Source organism: Sphingopyxis sp. Root154, assembly GCF_001427105.1.
GTDB lineage: Bacteria > Pseudomonadota > Alphaproteobacteria > Sphingomonadales > Sphingomonadaceae > Sphingopyxis.
In genome coordinates, this window is the sequence record NZ_LMGI01000001.1 from 21,740 (window position 1) to 40,671 (window position 18,932).

Sequence of the window (18,932 nt, forward strand, 5' to 3'; positions counted from 1 at the left end):
TCGCGGGGGTCGCTTGAGGGTCGCTGTGGGTCGCTGTGGGTCGCTTCGTGACCGCGCGCCAGATTCCTCCAGATTTAGAACAATCTCAACGCCTTGACTAGTAGAACTTGTTGATCTTCTTCGATCTCGGGGAGCACCAAACGACGTCAGAGACCGAAAAGGAATTGCACGATGTCACATGATACCGAACGTTACCTCAGACTGACAGAGGTGCTCAAAATTACCGGATTTAGCCGAGCGACGCTGTACCGGAAAATTAAGGCCGGCACCTTTCCCCAGCAATATCGGATCGCTGAACGCTGCTGCGGTTGGCGCGCTTCCGAGGTCGCCATATGGGCGCACAGCCCGTTGACCTTCACGGTCGCCGATCTCGAGCGCGTACTCGGCTGAAGGGCAGGCACGGCAAAGCCCCGCGCCGCCGAAGCGGCGCGGGGTGGAAGCCCCTCTAAATCGGCGGGGTTCCAGATTTGGGCGTCGCCGTCTTCGCTATCCTGCCGGCGACACGGACAAGGTTGGCGTAGAGGCCACGCGGTCCGAATTCGGAGGCTGCGAGCGTTAGCGACATGCAGGTCTTACCCGATGTCTCGCCGGTGCGGACCCAGCCGGCACCGATCTCGACGCCTGCGGAATTGACGCGGTAATCGGTCGGAAGTGGCCGCTCTTCGAGCCGTTGATCCGGATTTCGAACGCCGCGCAGCGGCATCCGCTTAAGCGCCATCAGCGCCTTAATCAGAAGCGCGCGATGCTCGCGTCAATCCCGGTGATCGTCGCCGGGTCGACCGTCGGCAATTTATGATGCGGTGGGATGCGGCATGCGTCGCACGTCACAGAGGCCCTTATGCACGCATTGCTCGACGAATTCAGCCCAAGCATCCAAGGCATCCCGTTTTTCACTAGCCCAATCATGTCGCTGATATACTCCGGCAATGCCTGCTCGGCTCCCGCTGACATGATTTAGAACGGCCTCGGTAACTTCGAAGCGAACGCCAAGTCTTTGCAATCCAGTTGCGACGGTACGGCGAATGTCGTGAAGTGACCAAAGTGGCACATCATCTGCCAGATCCCGCGAGACAGCCGCGCGCAAACGATTGACGACCTTCGAGATTCCGCTGACACTGTTTGTTGCATTTCCCTCGGCTGGAAATAGCCACGGCGAGCCAGGGACCTCAGATATCTCTGCGACAATCGCTGCCACATTATCCGAAATTGGAACGAGATGTTGCACGCCATTTTTGGCGCGCTCTGCCGGGATCGTCCATGTGCGGGTATGAAGATTAAATTCGGCGTGCTTCGCGCCGAACACCTTTGATCTTCGCTGTCCGGTAAGGATGAGAAGCTTCAGCGCGGATCTCCAAGGCTCTGCCTCAGCTTCAGCGGCGCGCCAAAGCGCGGCCAACTCCCGATCGGTCAGGACGCGCTCCCTAGCTTTGGGTTTGCTCGGCCTGCCTGCGCCGGCGCAAGGGTTTGATGGCAATTTGTCTAAACGAGCCAATGCCCATGTGTAGAAAGAACTCAGCTGAGCATGGACAGCTCGCGCCATGACCGGAGCAGATATCCGATCTATAAAGCGCGTCACCTCACCGCGCGTAACCGTGTCTGCAAATCGCTCGCCGAGTTCAGGCAGGATATACCGATGGAAGATACGTCTTATTTCCGGCAGAGACCTATGGCTTGATTTCGTTTTTTCATAGCGGGGCCATAGCTTTGCAATGGTGAGACCTCCGCGGTGAATTGGTTTGACGCTAATCCCGGCATCGATATCGTTCAAAATGCTCCGCGCACGTTTGCGGGCTTCTGCCAAGCCTAATCGCGGACCGTAGTGACCAAGGGTCACGACCTTGATCTTTCCGCCCACACGCTTGCGAACGATGAAGGACTTAATTCCGCTCTTCCCCACCCTGACGCGAAGACCGGGAACCTTACTGTCGATAATCTCGATTTGACCCGACGAAGGCGACTTCAAGCCCGCCAGCTTTGCATCCGATAAATTGATGGCCTCGCCCACCGATCAGCCCTTCCGACATCCAGCCGCGACAAAATTCTCGTCGTCGTCCCGCAAAAAATGCTGTTACCTTAGGTAACAGGTTGGCCAACATACTATGATTTGACAAAAGACTTGTCGATAATAAAATCGCAGTTTTCCGAGGATATTGAGACGGTGTGAGCCATCGTAAGAACGATTTGTTATAACTTTTAATCAGTAGGTCGCTGGTTCGAACCCAGCAGGGCTCAACGCTAAAGGCACCCCCCATTAGCCAGACAGGAAGATGTTCCGAAAAGACTCCATCGCAAAGTGGCTCGATCCTGATGTGGATAATTTCGTCGCTGAAGATGATATGGAGAAGAGCGGTTTCTGGATGAGTTCGCGCTGGGGGCTATCGCGACGTTGTCAGAGATGTTCTCACTCTTTTTGGGGATGAGCGCGGCGCCACCTTAGGCCGACCATCAGGACGAACGGCCAAAATATGGTATTGATAATGTCGAACGTCGCATCGGGGATCCGCCAGGCACCATGGGCGATCCTATCAGCGCCCTCTTTCGCAAGCGCAGCAGTTAACACGAACAGAAAGGGTGTCCACGTTGCCAGTGATCGGCGCGTCAGTAACCGGGCGATGAACAAGATCAACATCCCGCCGTGCACATGAGCGAGGCTGTCGGACGCGCCAGTCATCGCGCCGATTTCACCACTGAGCGGCCGATAAAATTCGATAAAGCTCTCCATCGGCGCTCCATGATCCGATGTATCTTAACATCACGTGGCTAGGGGTTCGTCCATCCGCACATTGCTGACCGAATTAAACCGCTCGTTAGCTGACGTTTCGCAGATCGCAAAATGGCAGCTCTCATGCGTTTCACAATAGTTTTGGAACGTCAGACCTCAGACGCATAGGTATCACGCGACCGCTCACCTCCCGCGCCAACATGGCACGAAAAAGCCGGTCCTCGGGTCGCTTTGTCAGAAAGTCGGCCTTTCTACTATCAGCCCAGCCACGTCGGCAGGAAGCTCACCATTTGTAGCGCAGCGACCCGACGACGGTCCGCGACGCGCCGAAATAGCAGCTGTTCGAGAAGAAGCAGGACGAGACATGCTGCTTGTCGAACAGATTCTGAGCGTTCACCGCGACGCTGAGGCCGCCCAGCGCAGGGCTGGCATGGCCGAGGTCGTAGGCGAGCATCGCATCGAACAGGATAAAGCTCTTCGTCTTGAACATTTCGAAGGTCGTCACGCTGTTCACGACCTTGTAGCTCGTCGAGCCCAGCGATCCGTCGACATAGCGGAAGCCCGCGCCAAGGCTGAGGCCGCCAAGCGGGCCCTCGCCCGCTCCGCCGCGACCGAAGTCGTACGAGAGAAACCCCGACGCCTGCCACTCGGGCACGCCGAGCGGGACGGTGCCCGTGGTCGAAGGCGTCCCGGTACTGCCCAGCCGGGCGAGCGTCGGCGGCGACGCGGGAACGGCGGGCGCCCCCTGCGTAATCAATGCGTCGGTGTAGGTGCCGGCAAAGATGATATCGAGCCCAGGGCCGAGTTCGCCGCGGGCTTCGAGTTCAACGCCGCGTACGCGCGTTTCGCCGATCTGGATCTGCGAGTTTGCCGGACGGCCGCCGGTGCCCGCCAGCGGATCGCCGACAGGGACATTCTGCCGCTTCAGCTCATAGGCCGACAGCGTGATGAGCGCGTTCAGGCCGCGCGGCTGATATTTGAGCCCCGCCTCATACATATTGCCGGTGGTCGGCGAGAAGGGATTGCCGAGATAGTCGGCCCCCGCCTGCGGCTCGAAGGATTCGGTGTAGCTCACATAGGGCGACAGGCCGAATTCGAACTCATAGAGCGCGCCAAAGCGCATCGTGAAGGCGCTTTGCGAAAGCGGCGTGAGCACGCGGTTCTTCTTGTTGAGCGTGCGCTGGTCATAGGAGTCCCAACGGCCGCTCGCGATCAGGTGGAGCCCGCCGATTTTCACCTGGTCCTGGATATAAATGCCGGTCTGGTCGCGGGTGGTATAGCTGTTGGTGTAGGCGGACGAGAGCAGCTTCAGGTCGAGGCTGGGGATGCCGACGCCGTAAACGGGTGCGTAGAGGTCGAGGTTCGGGATGCTCGTCAGCGGGTCGGCGGTCTGCCCGGTGTTGAACTGCTGGAAATTCTCGCCGGTGATCCGCAGATAATCGAGACCGACCAAGATGTCGTGCTCGATCCCCGCGGTTTCGAACTTCGCGTTGAAGCTGCTGTCCATCGTCAGCGTGTCGAAATCCTCGTCGGCACCGCCGCCGCCGCGGATGATCGTGCTGTAATCGGTATTGATGTTGAGGCCGGTGCCAGTCGTCGCGAAGCCGCCGACATAAAGCTGGCGGTAGCTCAGCTTGTTGTTCTGGAACCGGACGTTCGACCGGAACGCCAGATGTTCATTGAACTCGCGCCGGAACAAGAGCGCGACCGACTTCTGCTTGTGGTCATAAACCTCATAGGCGGGATCGCCGGTGTTGAGATGATATTCGATCGGGCCGTTGGGGTTCGGCAGCACGCTGCCATAGGCGGGCACCCCCGAATAGCCGCTGCCCGACGGCGCATGTTGGTAGGACGCGATGAGCGTGATGTTCGTCTGGTCGTCGGGCGCGAACGCGATCATCGGGCTGATGTGATAGCGTTCGCTCTCGGTGCGCTTGGTGAAGCCGTCGGCTTTTTGCCACCCGCCGACGAGGCGTACGCGCCATTTGCCGTCGGCGTCGAGCGGCTGATTGATATCGCCGACGAAGCGCAGGCTGTCATAATTGCCGACCTGCGCCTCGAAACGGCCGAAGGCTTCGGCTTCGGGCTTCTTGCTCGACAGATTGATGAGGCCGCCCGGGGTGCCATTGCCATAAAGGACCGATGCCGGCCCCTTCATGATGTCGATCTGGTCGATCCGGTTGAAATCGGTCTGCGGGGTCGAATAGGGGCCTGCAATCAATCGCATGCCGTCGAGGAAGAAACCAGGCGAAAAGCCACGCAGATACATCTGATCGTAACGCGACACGGTGCCGCCGCGCTGGTTTGCCGCTACGCCGGCGACATAGCCGACCGCCTGATTGAGCGAGATCGCATTGCGGCGCTCGAGCTCTTCGCTATCGATCACCGTGATCGTCTGCGCCGTTTCAGTCAGCGGGGTCCCCGTCTTGGTCGCCGACGAGACGCTGGCTTCGCGGAGGCCGGTTACGACGATCGTCTCGCCCGCCCCGCCGCTCTCCGCCGCGTCTTCGACGGCCAAAGCGGGCTGCGCGCCCATAAGCATCGCTGCGGCGAGTGCGGCACGCGACAGGTTCGACCGCACGACGGCGCGCGAATTCGGCTTCATGATAACCCCTTATTGCTATTGATATAGATTCGCAGTTGCAGCTAGTCGCATAATCTGTTTAGGGCAAGCCGAAGTCGGACGATTGACGATGAAGGGACAATGGCGGGCTCATATATAGCGAACGGCCGAATGGCTGCGCGGGCATTCACCGCGATCGTCGGCGGCTATGCCGCTGCGGCCGCCTTCGTCTCGCTCCTCGCGCGGATCGCGCCGATCGATCGTGCCGAGGCGACGATATGGGCGATGACGCTGTCGTTCCTCGTCTATGCGGGTCTCCTCCTTTGGGCCTTTCATGAAACCAGGCTTGCCCGCGTCACGGGCGTTATCTGGGGCCTCGCGTTCGGGTCGGCGGGATGCCTGTGGCTGTTGGGACCGGCGCTATGAGCAAAGCGGCATCGAACGCGGCGACGGGCGTTCGCCAGTCGATGGCGTGGATCCACGGCTGGCTCGGACTGCTCGCGGGGTGGATCCTGTTCGCCATGTTCCTCACCGGCACCGCGAGCTATTTCCGGCCCGAAATCACGCGCTGGATGCAGCCCGAGATGGACCTGCGCCCGGTCACGGCCGCGACCGCCGCGGACACCGCGGTCGCGCATCTGCAGAAGGTCGCGCCGACCGCCGAACAATGGTTCATCTATCTGCCCGACGCGCGCACCACCGCGACGCGCATCTTCATTCGAGAGCGTCCGAATCCAGATCCGAATGCGAAGCCGGCGCCGCGCCGCGACGAACTGCGGCTCGACCCGGCAACCGGCGAAGAAGTGACGGCGCGCGACACGCGCGGCGGCGAACATTTCTATCGCTTTCACTTCCAGCTCCAGATCCCGCATCCGTGGGGGCGCTGGCTAGCCGGGCTCTGCGCGATGGCGATGCTGACGGCGATCATCTCGGGCGTCATCACGCACAAGCGCATCTTCGTCGACTTCTTCACGCTGCGGTGGAGCAAGGGGCAGCGCAGCTGGCTCGATGCGCATAATGCATCGGCGGTGATCGCGCTGCCCTTCCACGCGATGATCGCCTACACCGGGCTCATCACGCTGGTCGCGATGTATATGCCGTGGCCGATCCAGGCCAATTACAAGGACCCGGCGACCTTCGAGAAGGCCGTGTTCGGCGCCGAGCCCGACGCGGAGGCATCGGGCCGCCTTGCCGCGCTGACGCCCGTCGCACCGCTCATTGCCCGGGCGTCACAAGAATGGGGCGGTGGCGCGCCCGCCACGATGGTCGTCCGCTACCCCAATGACGCGGCCGCGACGGTCACGCTGTTCCAGAATTCCAGGGATCGGCTCAATGCGCGCGGCGGATCGATCGTCTTCTCCGGCGTCGACGGACGGCGGCTATCCACATCCCCCCCTCCCGGTCCGGCTGCCGAGACGAGCGGGGTCATGCTCGGTCTGCACATGGGCAGTTTCGCCGGTCCGGTGCTGCGCTGGACCTATTTCCTGCTCGGCCTCGCGGGTACCGCGATGGTCGGCACAGGGCTCATGCTCTGGACGGTGAAGCGCAAGCGTCCGGGTGCCGCGCCCTTCTTCGGAATAAGATTGGCCGAACGGCTGAACGTCGGCGCCATTGCCTGTCTTCCCGCGGGCATGGCGGCATTCCTCCTCGCCAACCGCCTGCTGCCGGCGACGCTGCCAGCGCGCGGGGACATCGAGGTGAGCATCATGTTCTGGGTCTGGTTCGGGCTCGCGGCGCTGGCCTGTGTGCGGCCGATCCGCCGCGCCTGGACCGAGACACTTGCGATTGCGGCAGCCGCATTCCTTGCGCTGCCACTGGTCAACGCGCTCACGACCGATCGGGGATTTGTCCGGTCTTTCGCGAACGGCGACTGGTTGTTCGCCGCATTCGATCTCGCCATGCTTGCGACGGGTGCGTTGCTCGGCTTTGCCGCCTGGCGGACAACGCAAAAATCGTCGCGCCCGGCAAGGAAGCCCCGCACGGCGCCGCGCGGCGCCAGTGCCTTGCGCGAGGCCGTCGATGCACATTGAGCCGGCCCTCCTCTCTTATGCGGCGCTCGCGTGCCTTGCGTTGAGCACCCACCGGTTACGCCGCGACGTTGCGTTCGATGGGCTCCCGACGGTCGCCACCTTACGCGCCTTCGCCGCGGTGCTGCTCATTCTCGCGGCATGGCGCGCCGTCCATGACTTCGGTCCCTATCAGGGGCCCGTCGCCTTCATCGGCATGGTCTCGATCGCCGGACTGCCGATCGTGCTGCTGCTTTCACGCTGGCCGAGGGGGGCGTTGATCACGGGGATTGCCACTGCGGCGGTAGCGTTTGGCACGTTGATAGGGCTCGGCTGACGCCTACCAGCGCAGGAAGCGCGGCAGGATCAGCCGCCCCGCGATCGCCGAGAAGGGCACCGCCGACGCATGCCAAAGCGTGATGTGGACCAAGTCGTCGCTTGAGCACAGCAGCGCGACGATCGTCGCCCCCGCCGCGCCCGCCGCTACCCCGATCACCCAGCCCGCGCGCGTCGGCGAGGTCGGCGCGCTCGCCCTGAGCCAAAGGAACAGCGCCGCCCCGACGCCCAGTCCCGAAACCACGCCTTGCAGCATGCAGTGGACGTCGAAACCGCGTCGTGCGGTTTCGGCGGGGCCATGCGCCTCGCCGAAAAACACGAACATGGCGGCGAGCGGCAAGGCCAGCAACGCGCCGACCGCCCAGCGCCAGCCGCCATAGTCGCGCCCGACGCCAGGCAGCCCCATGCGCAGGGCGCTCCACGCCGCAGCTACACCCGCGGCGGCGATCAGCCAGAAGGCAAGCATCGAAAGCGGCGGCATTACGCCTGTGGCGAGATCATGCCGCGCGCCGAACAGAGTGACCAGCACGGCGCCGACGCCGAGCCACCCGGCCGCGACCCACAAGGATCCGCGCACCACGCGTCGCGGGCGAACGGGCTTCAGGTCGCTTGCCAAGCCGTCGATCAGATCGTCGATCGATGCGTCCGTCATATCACTCACTCTCGATCAGTTCGGCGAGCTTCTTGAGCCCGCGATGGATATTTACTTTGACGAGCGATTCGCTTTGTCCCGAAATCTGCGATGCCTCGGCAATCGAGGCGCCCTCGATCTTCACCAGCGTGATCGCCTGCGCCTGTCCCGGCGGCAGCAGCGTCAGCAGATGATCTATGCTGAGCTTGGCGTGCACCGCCTCGTCCTCGGCGCCGACCGCAGCATCGTTGTCGCCCAGTTCGGCCTCGTCGCGCTGACGGCGGAGCATGTCGATCCAGCGATAGCGCGCGATTGCCGCAAGCCATGGCAGGAAGGCGCGCCCGCTGTCCCATGTGGCAAGCTTGCGGTGCATCGACACCAGCGTCTCCTGCACCAGATCGTCGATATGGTGCGGCGCGATCCGCCGCGCGAAATAGCGGGTGAGCCATTTGCGGCAATCGCCGAGCAACGCGCGATAGGCCGCGCGGTCCCCCCGCTGCGATGCGGCCATCAGGCGCGACAGCGAAGGTTCGTCGATGCTCATTTGGCGTTTATCCTGACGAAGCTCATCGGGATGAGGATGGTCGAAGCGGCTGCAACAGCGATCCCTTCCCTACGCAGATGACGGCGTTTGATGACCTGTTCGCCGATATCGCAGCGAAGGTTACACGAAAATCGACACATGGCCGACGGACGGTTATTTGGCAGGGTGTCGCGGATAGAATAGGTCCATCCGCGACGGCAGCTGCGCGCGCATGGAGATGATCGAGCAATGAATATTCTACTGACGGGCGGTGCGGGGTACATCGGCAGCCACGTCGCAGCACCGCTCGTGGCGGCGGGCCATCATGTGGTGTGCTTCGACAATCTGTCGAACAGCGACCCATCGGTCATGGGACGGCTTGAAGCGATCACGGGCCAAGCGGTTCCGCTCGTCACCGGCGACATCCGCGACGGCGACGCGCTGCGGCGGGTCATGACCGACCATGCGATCGAGGCCGTCATCCATTTCGCGGGCCTGAAGGCGGTCGGGGAATCGGTCGCAGAGCCGATGAAATATTATGACAACAATGTCCGCGGCACGCTGTCGTTGCTCGAAGCGATGGCCGATTGCGGCGCCAAGACGCTCGTCTTCTCGTCGAGCGCCACGGTTTACGGCCAGCCGCAATATCTGCCGCTCGACGAGGATCATCCGACCTCGGCGACCAATCCCTATGGTCGCACCAAGCTGATGATCGAGGAAATGCTGGCCGACGTCGCCGCCGCCGATCCCGAATGGCGGATTGCGATCCTGCGTTATTTCAACCCGGTCGGCGCGCACGACAGCGGACTGATCGGCGAGAATCCGAACGGCATTCCGAACAATCTGATGCCCTTCGTCAGCCGCGTCGCCGCCGGACGGCTGAACGAGCTGTCGGTGTTCGGCAATGATTATGACACCCCCGACGGCACCGGGGTGCGCGACTATATCCACGTCGTCGACCTCGCAGACGGCCATGTCGCATCGCTGGCCGCGATCACGCAGGCCGACCAGCCGCTGTCGATATGGAACCTTGGCACCGGGCAGGGCTATTCGGTGCTCGACATGGTCGAGGCGTTCGAGCGCGTGAACGGGGTGCGCATCCCCTATCGCATCGCGCCGCGCCGCGACGGCGATGTCGCAAGCTGCTTTGCCAGCCCCGACCGCGCCGCGCGCGACCTCGGCTGGACGGCGAACCGCGACCTCGACGCCATGTGCTCGTCGAGTTGGAATTTCGAGCGCACCCTCGCCGGGCGAAACGCCGACTAGCCGAACCAGCCCGCGGTCTGCGCCAGCACCCACAGGCCGATCACGAGGAACAGGGCCGCAGCGACCTTGCGAACCTTCGCCAGGTCGACGCGCTTGAGCAGTTCGTGGCCGAGGAAGATCGCGGGGACGTTCGCGATCATCATGCCGAGCGTGGTGCCCGCGGTCACCGAAACGACGTCATGATATTGCGCGCCGAGCGCGATCGTCGCGACCTGTGTCTTATCCCCCATCTCGACAAGGAAGAAGGCGACGAGCGTCGTCAGGAAGGCGCCGAACCGCGGCTTTGGCGCGTCATCGTCCTCGAACTTGTCGGGGATCAGCGTCCACGCCGCCATCGCGATAAACGAAAGCCCGATTGCATAGCGGAAGATCGGGCTGTCGAGGAAAGCGGCCGCCTGCGCGCCGAGCAGCGCCGCCAGCGCATGGTTCGCGAGCGTCGCGAACAAAATGCCGAGAATGATCGGCACCGGGCGGTTGAACCGCGTCGCGAGCAGGATCGCGAGCAGCTGCGTCTTGTCGCCGATTTCGGCGAGCGCGACGACGGCGGTCGAGGTGAACAGGGCTTCCATGGGTTACTCCGGGGCCGGGCGGCTTCGCGATTCCAATAGACATCAAACCCGCCGCCCGGCCCGGACGAAGGTTGATGCCATTGGTCTCGCCCAAGCGGTGTCCCGCTTCCACCGCACCACGACCTCTCGGCCGAGTATGTTGACACGGTGGCCCGTCCAGAAGGACGGCTGGCTACTCCCCAGATGACGTGGGCGCGTTAGACGGCTTGGCTGCGGGTTGCAAGCCTTCCGATGCGGCGGCGGCGTCCGACTTGGCGATGTCAGCGTCCATCGCCTTCGCGCGCGCCTCGATCTCCTTCGCGGCCTTGTCGTAGCGATCCTCGAAACGCGGCTCGTCCTTGCACGCCGCGAGCAGCAGCAATGGGACGAGCAGGACGGCGACGCGCATCAATAATCCTTGCGATAACGGATGCTGAGGTTCGATCCCCCCGATCCGCCCGCCTGGCTGAGCAGCGACAGCGCCGGGGTCAGGCTGATTTCGAGCTGCGTCGCCGTATAGCCGCGCGCGTCGGTGATCACCTCCAGATAGATGTCCTTGGTGATATATTGCCCGGCCGCGAGCGCCGCGCCGCGCCCGACCGTATCGTCCGGACCGAGCACGCGCAGCCGGTCGATGCCCGTCGCCGACTGGAGCGAGCCAAGCGGACTCAATCCGCCACCGGTGCCACTGAGCGTGTTGAGCGACGAGGCGAGTTGCACCGCCTGCAACGGCGACAGCGTCGTGATCGAATCGCCGAACAGAATGCGCGACACGATTTCGTCCTGCGGCAGGCCGGGAACGCTCGAGAAGGCGATCTGCGGATTGCTCGCGCGGCCGGTGACGCTGATGCTCACCGTCACGGTCTCAATCGTGTCGCTCGCGAGCAGGCGGATCGCCGGGTCGAAGGCTTCGCCGGTCGGGAAGGTTACCCTGCCCTCCTGAAGCTCGAACGAGCGCCCCGCAAAGCCGAGCGTCCCGCGTACCAGTTCGATCTCGCCGGTGACGCGCGGATCCTGCGTCGTGCCGCGCAGGACGATGTCCGCCTTCCATTCGGATTCGAGCCCCATGCCGCTGACATAGATTTCGTCTGGCGCCTTCAGCGCGATATCGAGACGGATGAGATCGAACAGGCTGCCGCCGACCGCCGCAAGCCCGTCGCCGCTGATCCGCTGGCGTCCCGCGGGCGGCTTGCGTCGCACCCCGGTCAGCACCGGAACCTGCGCCGCGCCCTCACGAATGATGCGATAGCGCGTTTCGGGCAGGCGGAGGCTCCCCGACAGGAGCGCGGTCTGTCCCGCGACCTTTTCGAGCGTCAGATTGCCCGTGGCGCGCGCCGCGATATTCTCGCTCTTGGCGAGGCGCGCATTATCGAGCGTCGCCGAAATATTCATCGGATACCCGTCGGCGGAAGCGAGGCTGATATAGCCTTTGGCCTGGACGGTGCCTTCGCCGGCGGTGGCGGTGAGTTGTTCGATCTCCAGCCGGTTGCCGGTGAAGCGGCCGTTCACGACCATATTGGTCAGCCGCGTGCCATAGGTCTGGTTTTCATAGACCATGTCCTTGCCGCGAACGACGCCCTGCAAGCACGGATCGGACACGCTGCAGCTGAAATCGGCGGCAACCGCGACCGGACCCGACACATGCTGCGTCGCGGGGCCGAAGAAGGAATAGAGCGTATCGGCTGGGCCATTGTAGCGGATGCCGCCGCCGAGCGGTGCGGCCGTCAACCGTTCGGTCCAGGTGCCTGCGCCTGCACCGAGCGGACGCAGCGACGCTTGCAGGCGCCCGATGACGCTGCCGCGCTTGCGCATCACCGCCCGCGCCTCGCCGCCGTCGGCGAGCAGCTTGCCGGCGAAATTGACGTCGACGGGCTGGCTGACCGACGCCGCGGTGGTGCGGGTGAAGTCGGTGATCGTCAGCCGCGCATCGGCGCGCGGGAAGCTGTCCGAATTGGCTTGCTCGAAATCGAGGCTGCCCGTCGCGCGGCCGCCGAGCCCCATGTCAGGATAGACGGCGTTGAGGATCGCCATGTTGACGCGTTCGAGCCGGCTCTGGAGCATGATGCCGTCGCCGAAGCGCCCCGCAATCCGCGCGCGGCTGCCGCGGCCGAGGCTGATATTCGTCGGCAACAGTTCGTAGCCGTCGGCGCCGGGGATGATGCGCGCGGGCGTCGTCGTGCGGAAATTGATGCCCGTCGCGCGCCCTTGCACCGCCGCGCGCCAGAGTTTGGGCTGGAGATCGGCGTTGGCGGCGATGCGGAACGGCACGCCGCTGGTGCCCTCGACCAGCGCCTGCGCCCTGCCGCTGCCGCCGCGATAGTCGATCTTCACGCGCCCGACCGCGATGTCATAGTCGCGGATCTGCGTGTCGGCGATCTGGATGTCGGCGACGATATGCGGCGTGTCGTAGAGCGTCACATCGGCATCGACGATCGCCGAGCCGACCGCGAGTTTCGCCGCACCGGGAAGCACGACATCATTGGCGCGGACGTTGATCGCCGCGGCCTGATATTGCCCCGCGGCGGTCAGACGAACGAGACCGCCGAGCCCCTGTCCCGACGCGTTGAGCTGGCCGACGAACGGCCCGGCGTCGCTCTTGACGAGCCGCCCGTTGAACCCGATCCCCGACAGGTCGCCGCGCTCGACATCGATCGTAAGCGGTCCCGACGCGGTCAGCAGCACGACATCGGCCGACAGCGGGCCGTAATCGGTCTCGCCTGTTGCCGCGAGGCGATAGCCGTTTTTCGCGCCGTTGATCTTTGCCACCAGATTGGCGAGCCCGATGCCGAGTCCCGGCCGCGCGGCGGTCACGACGGCGCGCGGGTCGGTGATCGTCCCCGCAAGCTGAACCCCGACGGGACCATAGTCAGTCGAGTTCGCCCGCGCCGTCAGCCGGATCTGGCCGTTGGGCGCATAACTCCCCTGCCCCCCCGTGACCCGCAGCCGCGGCGCCGACATCCGCAGATTGGCGAAGCGGATCATGCCGTCGGTGCCATAGCGCACATCGCTCGACGCCGTCGCATTGCCGCCGAGGAAATCGCGCACGCCCGAATTGAACAGCTTGGTTGAACGCGCGCGGACGCGCCCGACGATCTCGAACCCGCCGCGCGGCGCGGTTTTCAGGTCGGCGTCGGTGTCGATGTCGAAGATGCCGACGCTTTCGATGCGATAATCGTTGATCCGCCCATCGATCGCGCCCGTGTAGAAACCCTTGTTCAAATCGGCGATGATGATCGCCTTCGCATCGATGCGCGGTGAGCGCAGGCGCAGATTGTCGCTGAGGATGCGGCCATTGCTGTAGGCGAGATCGCCGTCGAGCCGCACCTGCACCAGCGTCCCGCCCGCGACGGTATCGAGTCCGCGAATGCGCGTGGCCCTGCCCGCGACGGGGATGACGATCTGGTCGGCATCAACGCGCGCCTTGCCCGCGAGGCTCAGCCCCTCGACGACAATGTCGTTGAACGCGAGGCTGTTGGCATCGGCGCGATATTCTACCGTCGGCAGCGCGAACGCACCATCGAGCGTCGCCGTCGCGCGCAGCCCGTTGGCACGCACCGCGGGCGCGATCGCGCTTGGACGAAGGATATTGGCGGCGAGTTGCAGCCCTTCGTAGCGGCTGTTGCCGAGATCGATCCCGCCGCTGATCCCGAGCCGGGCGGCATCGGAAGAAAGCCGCCCGTCGATCGCAGCCTTGCGTTCTTGAAGCCGAGCGGTGAGGTCGATCGCGGTCTCGGTGCCCAACAACTCCGTCATCGGCCCGGTCAGCAGCCGTGAAGCCTGCGCCGTCCCCTTGGCCGAGAAAGTGCCGTCGCGCCCGGTCAGCGCGACGCGCGCCAGCGGCGCCGCGCCGAGGTTTGCGGTCAGATTGCCGTTCCACGCCTTCCAGTCGCCGCGCCCGTCGAGCTTGGCGGTCAGCGTTTCCTTGAAGCCGCCCATCGCCGCGAGCACGCCGCCCTGCGGCGCGGTGACGTCGAGCTTGACCGCGAGCCGGTTCGCCTCGGGCACCGCGTCGAGCACCAGTTTCAGCGCATCGCCCTGTCCGCCGCCGCCCGCGATCGTTTCGACATCGGCGATGACCTGCGCGCGGCGGTCCGCAATCGCGATCTTGCCGTTCAATTTCGTGACCTGACGCTCGCCCGACACTGGCGGTTCGAAGACGAAACGATCCACGCGCACCAGCCCGACATCGATATCGAGATCGGGGAGCAGCGGCTCGCCGGTGTCGGGGACCATCTTGAACTCAGGCAGCTTGCGCATCGTCATCGTAGCCGCGGTCGCCGATCGGACGTCGACATGGCTCGCGAGATAGCGGATCGGCCGCCAGTCTACTTTCACCACGGGCGACGCAAGGAAGACGCCCTTGGGGTCCGACAGGGTAAAGTCTCGGATCGTCATCTGGCCATAGAGCGACCCGTCGAGCCGGCCGATGCCGATCTTCATCCCATTTTCGAATTCATATTTTTCGATCTGGGTGACGACAAAGCGCCGCCCAGCGTCGCTGTTGAGCCCGACGAGGAACAGCGCAAACAGCAGCACAAGCCCGAGCAGCGTCAGCCCGATCCAGCGCAATATCGTGAGCGGCCACGAGCGCGAAACTTTCGCCGGTGCGGTTCCGTCTTCCGCGAAAGGCGCGTCGTCGGCCATCAGAAGGCCTGCCCGATCGAAACATATACGCTGACGCGCGCCTCACCCGGCTTGCGCCCGATCGGGGTCGCGATGTCGAAACGCATCGGACCGAAGTTGGTGTAATAACGCGCGCCGATGCCCGCGCCGAAGCGCAGATTCTGGAAAGTCGGCGCCGATGAACGATAAACCTGCCCGGCATCGACAAAGCCGACGACGCCGAAATTGCCGAAGCGATAGCGTGCCTCGAACGCCGCCTCGGCGACGCTGCGGCCGCCGATCGGGTCGTTGTTCGGATCCTTTGGCCCCAGTTCCTGATAGCCGAAACCGCGCACCGAGCCGCCACCGCCCGCATAAAAACGCCGCGACGGCGCCAACTTCTCGCGCGCCGCACCGAGGATAGACCCGACGCGCACCCGCCCCGCGACGACGATGCTGTCGGTCACCGGGTAATAGCCGCTGACGTCGGTCCGCAGGCGCGCATAGGGCGAGAAGCTTCCCGCGAGCGAACCTTCGGGCTGGATCAGGCTCGTGATGCGAAAGCCCTTCGTCGGATCGAGCAGGCTGTCGGTGCGGTCCATCCCGACTTGCCCGGTCAACCCGAGGATGGTGTAGAAGTCGTAGGACCGCGCACCCGTCGTGAAATCATAATCATCCTCGCGCGTCGCGATCAGCTCGGCGCCATAGGCATAGGTGAATTTCTTCTGCCAGATCGGCGTCGAATCATAGCTGACGCGCACGCCGACGCGGCCCGTAATCGCATTGAATGCATCATAGTTGCTGCGTTTGACCTCGGTGACGAGCTCCATGGTACGGTCGCGCCGGCCGGCGTTCGAGCGGCGTAGCGTCGCCCCGATCCCCTGCTCCTGCGTGCCCAACACACCGCGGAAGGTCAGCGCCCCTTCGGGTGGGAACAGGTTGCGGTGCGTCCAGCTGCCTTCGAGCCTGATACCTTCGCCGGTGCCATAGCCTGCGCTGGCGGCCAGCGTGCGCGGCGGGCCGGCCTGCTGGGTCACCAGCATCGTCACATATTCGGTATCGTCGCCCGCGCTTTCGCCCGTCGGCTGCGGTTCGGCGGCGACGGTCGCGAACAGCCCGGTTGCGACCAGTGCCTGTCGAAGGTCGTCAACCATGCGGCTGTCGTAGAGGTCGCCGCGCTTGAAGCGCGCGAGCACCTCGACATGCTCGGCATCGAAAGCAAGTTCGCCCGTCGTCTCGATCCCGCCAAAGCGCGATCGTTTCCCGATATCGACGGGCAAGGTGTAGACGCCGTCGCCCGTCGCGCCATCGAGCAATATGTCGCGCTGCCCGACCTTGGCAAAGGGATAGCCTTCTTGCGGCAGCTTGAGCGCGATCGCGGCTTCGGCGCCCTGTATCCGCTGCGCAACGATCGGCTCGCCGACGGCGAGCGGGAAATTGTCGGCGATCAGCGTCGGCGGGACCGTCGGCGCCGCGTTGATGATGATGTCCGCCAGCGTGTAGCGCTTGCCGGGCTTCACATCGATCACCGCGGTGATCGACCGGGGCTGGCGTTCCTGCCCTTCCTGACGCTCGCCGCGGTCGATACGCGTATCGACAATCGCATCATAATAGCCTTCGGACGCCAGCACGCGCTGCATCAACTCGCCATCGGCGGTGAGGCGCGCGCGGATCATCGCCGCGTTATCGGCCTTTCCATCGCCATCATAAAGCGCCGACAAATCGCCGAACAGGTCGGCGAGGTCGACATCGGTGCTGTCATCGGCGGCATCGAGGCCGTTCACCTGAACGGTATAGGCGATGCTGACATTGTCCTTGTCATTCTCGGCCTCGGCAAACTGCACCGGTTCGACATCGAAATTTTCGAGCGGCGGCAGCGGGGCCGCAAGCTCGCTGTCGCTTATGGGAGCGTCGCCGATCGCTTCGACGGTATCGCCGTCGGCCAGCGCCGGCACGGCAACGCCATCCACCTGCGGCGGCTGTGTCTCGACCGTCGCTTCTGCGTTTCCCTCGGCCGCCGGTTTCGCACCATTCGCGGCCTCGGCCGCCTGGCGCTTTTCGAAATCGGCGATCGATTCCAGCGGGCGGTCGAGTTCGGCGTCGTCTTCGGCGCTGATCGGCGGGATTGCCTTCTCGAACTCGTCATTCTGGATGATCGGCGCCACTTCGGGCAGCATCGCATCGGGGGGTGGCGGCGACGGCACCGCAATCGTGTCTGCTTGACTCGTCTCGACGGTCCGGACCACCTTGGGCGGTTCGACCTGCTGCGCATTTGCGGCGCCGGCCCATGCCAGACAAAGAAAAGAGGTAGCGCCGGTCAGCAGTCGCCGGACCTGCGAGGATCGGCGCCATGATGATGCACTGAAAAATTCAGATTCTTTCATCTGCTCGCCACCGACGCACATTTGTGGCTTGCGAGATATGGCTGTGCAACCCGTTTCTCCCCATTTGCTAAGCTAACTCTCCGACAATGGGACAGTTCCCGACGATGCGGCGAGTTGCGGCGATGGAGAAAAGTCAGGAATCGGCGCCGAACAGGTCGCGGCTGTAAACCTTGTCCTCGACGTCGGCGAGCTCGTCGGTCACTCGGTTCGCGATGATGACATCAGCCTCGGCCTTGAACGCCCCGAGATCCCGGATGACGCGCGAGTTGAATAGGCGATCCTCTTCGACCAATGGCTCATAGACGATCACCTCGATCCCCTTGGCCTTCACCCGCTTCATCACGCCCAAGATGCTGCTGGCGCGGAAATTGTCGGATCCCGCCTTCATAGCGAGCCGGTGGATGCCGACGACGCGCGGGCCCCGCTTGATGATTTCTGATGCGATAAAATCCTTGCGCGTCGTGTTCGAGGACACGATCGCCTGGATCAGATTCTGCGGCACTTCCTTGTAATTGGCGAGCATCTGCTTGGTGTCCTTCGGCAGGCAATAGCCGCCATAGCCGAAGGACGGATTATTGTAGAATTGCCCAATACGCGGATCGAGACACACGCCTTCGATCACCTGGCGCGAGTCCAGGCCGTGCGAGGCGGCATAGGTATCGAGCTCGTTGAAAAAGGCGACACGCATGGCAAGAAACGTGTTGGCGAACAGCTTGATTCCCTCGGCCTCAGTATTGCCCGTCTGCAATATCGTCGCCTCGGGCTTGAGCGATCCTTCGAGCAACAGGCGCGCGAACTCGGCGGCGCGTTGATGCGTGTTACCAACGACGATGCGCGAGGGATAGAGATTGTCGTAGAGCGCGCGACCTTCGCGCAGGAATTCGGGCGAGAAGACGATCGCGTCGCTGCCATGTTCGACCCGCATCCGCTCGGTGAAGCCAACCGGCACGGTCGATTTAACGATGATCAGTGCGTCGGGCGCCTTCACAAGCGCATCGGCGATAACGCTCTCGACGGTTCGCGTATTGAAGAAGTTGGTGTCAGGATCATAGTCGGTCGGCGTCGCGACGATGACGAAGTCCGCACCCGCGTAAGCGGCGTCGCGGTCGGTCGTTGCGACCAGGTTCAGCGGCTTGTTCGAAAGATACTCCTCGATTTCGGGATCGGCGATCGGCGATTGCTTGGCGTTGATCTGCTCAACCTTGCGCGCATCGATGTCGAGCGCCACCACCTCATTGCGCTGCGCCAGCAAGATGGCGTTGGAAATACCGACATAACCGGTGCCGACGATCGTGATTTTGACGGAGGGCGCAGGCGGCACATTTTCTGGGGGCAATGACTTATCCTCTGA

Annotated in this window: 16 protein-coding genes and 1 riboswitch; of the genes, 5 read left to right on the plus strand and 11 right to left on the minus strand. The window is 63.6% G+C overall.

Annotated features, from left to right (window positions below; all coding sequences use genetic code 11):
* The first annotated feature begins 171 nt into the window (after positions 1 to 171).
* Complete coding sequence (locus ASD73_RS00110) at positions 172 to 390, plus strand: helix-turn-helix transcriptional regulator (RefSeq protein WP_056370202.1); 219 nt, start codon at positions 172 to 174, stop codon at positions 388 to 390.
* A gap of 55 nt (positions 391 to 445) precedes the next feature.
* On the opposite strand, the gene ASD73_RS00115 is transcribed toward ASD73_RS00110, so the two are convergent.
* From ASD73_RS00115 to ASD73_RS00125, 4 genes are all read right to left on the minus strand, one after another.
* Positions 446 to 718: a DUF736 family protein gene (locus ASD73_RS00115; RefSeq protein WP_235534025.1), complete on the minus strand. Its 273-nt coding sequence runs from the start codon at positions 716 to 718 to the stop codon at positions 446 to 448.
* Positions 719 to 790: 72 nt separating this feature from the next.
* Positions 791 to 2,005, minus strand: a complete 1,215-nt coding sequence (locus ASD73_RS22055) for a tyrosine-type recombinase/integrase (RefSeq protein ID WP_082521257.1) — start codon at positions 2,003 to 2,005, stop codon at positions 791 to 793.
* Positions 2,006 to 2,401: 396 nt separating this feature from the next.
* The gene (locus ASD73_RS00120; RefSeq protein WP_056370200.1) at positions 2,402 to 2,722 is read right to left on the minus strand and encodes a hypothetical protein; all 321 of its coding nucleotides are present in this window, start codon (positions 2,720 to 2,722) and stop codon (positions 2,402 to 2,404) included.
* A gap of 283 nt (positions 2,723 to 3,005) precedes the next feature.
* Positions 3,006 to 5,327, minus strand: a complete 2,322-nt coding sequence (locus tag ASD73_RS00125) for a TonB-dependent siderophore receptor (RefSeq protein WP_056370198.1) — start codon at positions 5,325 to 5,327, stop codon at positions 3,006 to 3,008.
* Between the two features lie 129 nt (positions 5,328 to 5,456).
* Between ASD73_RS00125 and ASD73_RS00130 the strand changes: the two genes are divergently transcribed.
* The 3 genes from ASD73_RS00130 to ASD73_RS00140 are packed head-to-tail and all read left to right on the plus strand — an operon-like array spanning position 5,457 to position 7,628.
* Positions 5,457 to 5,711: a hypothetical protein gene (locus tag ASD73_RS00130; protein ID WP_056370197.1), complete on the plus strand. Its 255-nt coding sequence runs from the start codon at positions 5,457 to 5,459 to the stop codon at positions 5,709 to 5,711.
* The gene (locus ASD73_RS00135) at positions 5,708 to 7,315 is read left to right on the plus strand and encodes a PepSY-associated TM helix domain-containing protein (RefSeq protein WP_082521258.1); all 1,608 of its coding nucleotides are present in this window, start codon (positions 5,708 to 5,710) and stop codon (positions 7,313 to 7,315) included. Before ASD73_RS00130 ends, ASD73_RS00135 begins: the two co-directional genes overlap by 4 nt.
* Entirely contained in the window at positions 7,305 to 7,628 is a 324-nt protein-coding gene (locus ASD73_RS00140) for a DUF3325 domain-containing protein (protein ID WP_056370195.1), read from the plus strand. Before ASD73_RS00135 ends, ASD73_RS00140 begins: the two co-directional genes overlap by 11 nt.
* Before the next feature lie 3 nt (positions 7,629 to 7,631).
* Here the strand turns inward: ASD73_RS00140 and ASD73_RS00145 are convergent, their stop codons facing one another.
* Complete coding sequence (locus ASD73_RS00145) at positions 7,632 to 8,279, minus strand: NrsF family protein (RefSeq protein ID WP_056370193.1); 648 nt, start codon at positions 8,277 to 8,279, stop codon at positions 7,632 to 7,634.
* 1 nt (position 8,280) lies between these two features.
* Entirely contained in the window at positions 8,281 to 8,802 is a 522-nt protein-coding gene (locus ASD73_RS00150) for a sigma-70 family RNA polymerase sigma factor (protein WP_056370191.1), read from the minus strand.
* Between the two features lie 228 nt (positions 8,803 to 9,030).
* On the opposite strand from ASD73_RS00150, the gene galE reads away from it, so the two are divergent.
* A complete protein-coding gene (gene galE / locus ASD73_RS00155) occupies positions 9,031 to 10,047 on the plus strand; it encodes a UDP-glucose 4-epimerase GalE (RefSeq protein ID WP_056370189.1) in 1,017 nt (338 codons plus the stop codon).
* On the opposite strand, the gene ASD73_RS00160 is transcribed toward galE, so the two are convergent.
* From ASD73_RS00160 to ASD73_RS00180, 5 genes are all read right to left on the minus strand, one after another.
* Positions 10,044 to 10,616, minus strand: coding sequence for a TMEM165/GDT1 family protein (locus ASD73_RS00160; protein ID WP_056370188.1), 573 nt, complete (start codon positions 10,614 to 10,616; stop codon positions 10,044 to 10,046). The two genes, galE and ASD73_RS00160, sit on opposite strands and share 4 nt — an antisense overlap.
* Positions 10,617 to 10,627: 11 nt before the next feature.
* Positions 10,628 to 10,810: riboswitch (yybP-ykoY riboswitch) on the minus strand.
* Positions 10,789 to 11,004: a hypothetical protein gene (locus tag ASD73_RS00165; protein WP_056370186.1), complete on the minus strand. Its 216-nt coding sequence runs from the start codon at positions 11,002 to 11,004 to the stop codon at positions 10,789 to 10,791. (Overlaps the previous riboswitch by 22 nt.)
* Positions 11,004 to 15,239 (minus strand): translocation/assembly module TamB domain-containing protein, encoded by a 4,236-nt coding sequence (locus ASD73_RS00170; RefSeq protein ID WP_056370184.1) that lies wholly within the window; start codon positions 15,237 to 15,239, stop codon positions 11,004 to 11,006. Before ASD73_RS00170 ends, ASD73_RS00165 begins: the two co-directional genes overlap by 1 nt.
* The gene (locus ASD73_RS00175; protein ID WP_056370532.1) at positions 15,239 to 17,581 is read right to left on the minus strand and encodes an autotransporter assembly complex protein TamA; all 2,343 of its coding nucleotides are present in this window, start codon (positions 17,579 to 17,581) and stop codon (positions 15,239 to 15,241) included. Before ASD73_RS00175 ends, ASD73_RS00170 begins: the two co-directional genes overlap by 1 nt.
* Positions 17,582 to 17,714: 133 nt before the next feature.
* A complete protein-coding gene (locus ASD73_RS00180; RefSeq protein ID WP_235534026.1) occupies positions 17,715 to 18,917 on the minus strand; it encodes a nucleotide sugar dehydrogenase in 1,203 nt (400 codons plus the stop codon).
* Positions 18,918 to 18,932: the final 15 nt, after the last annotated feature.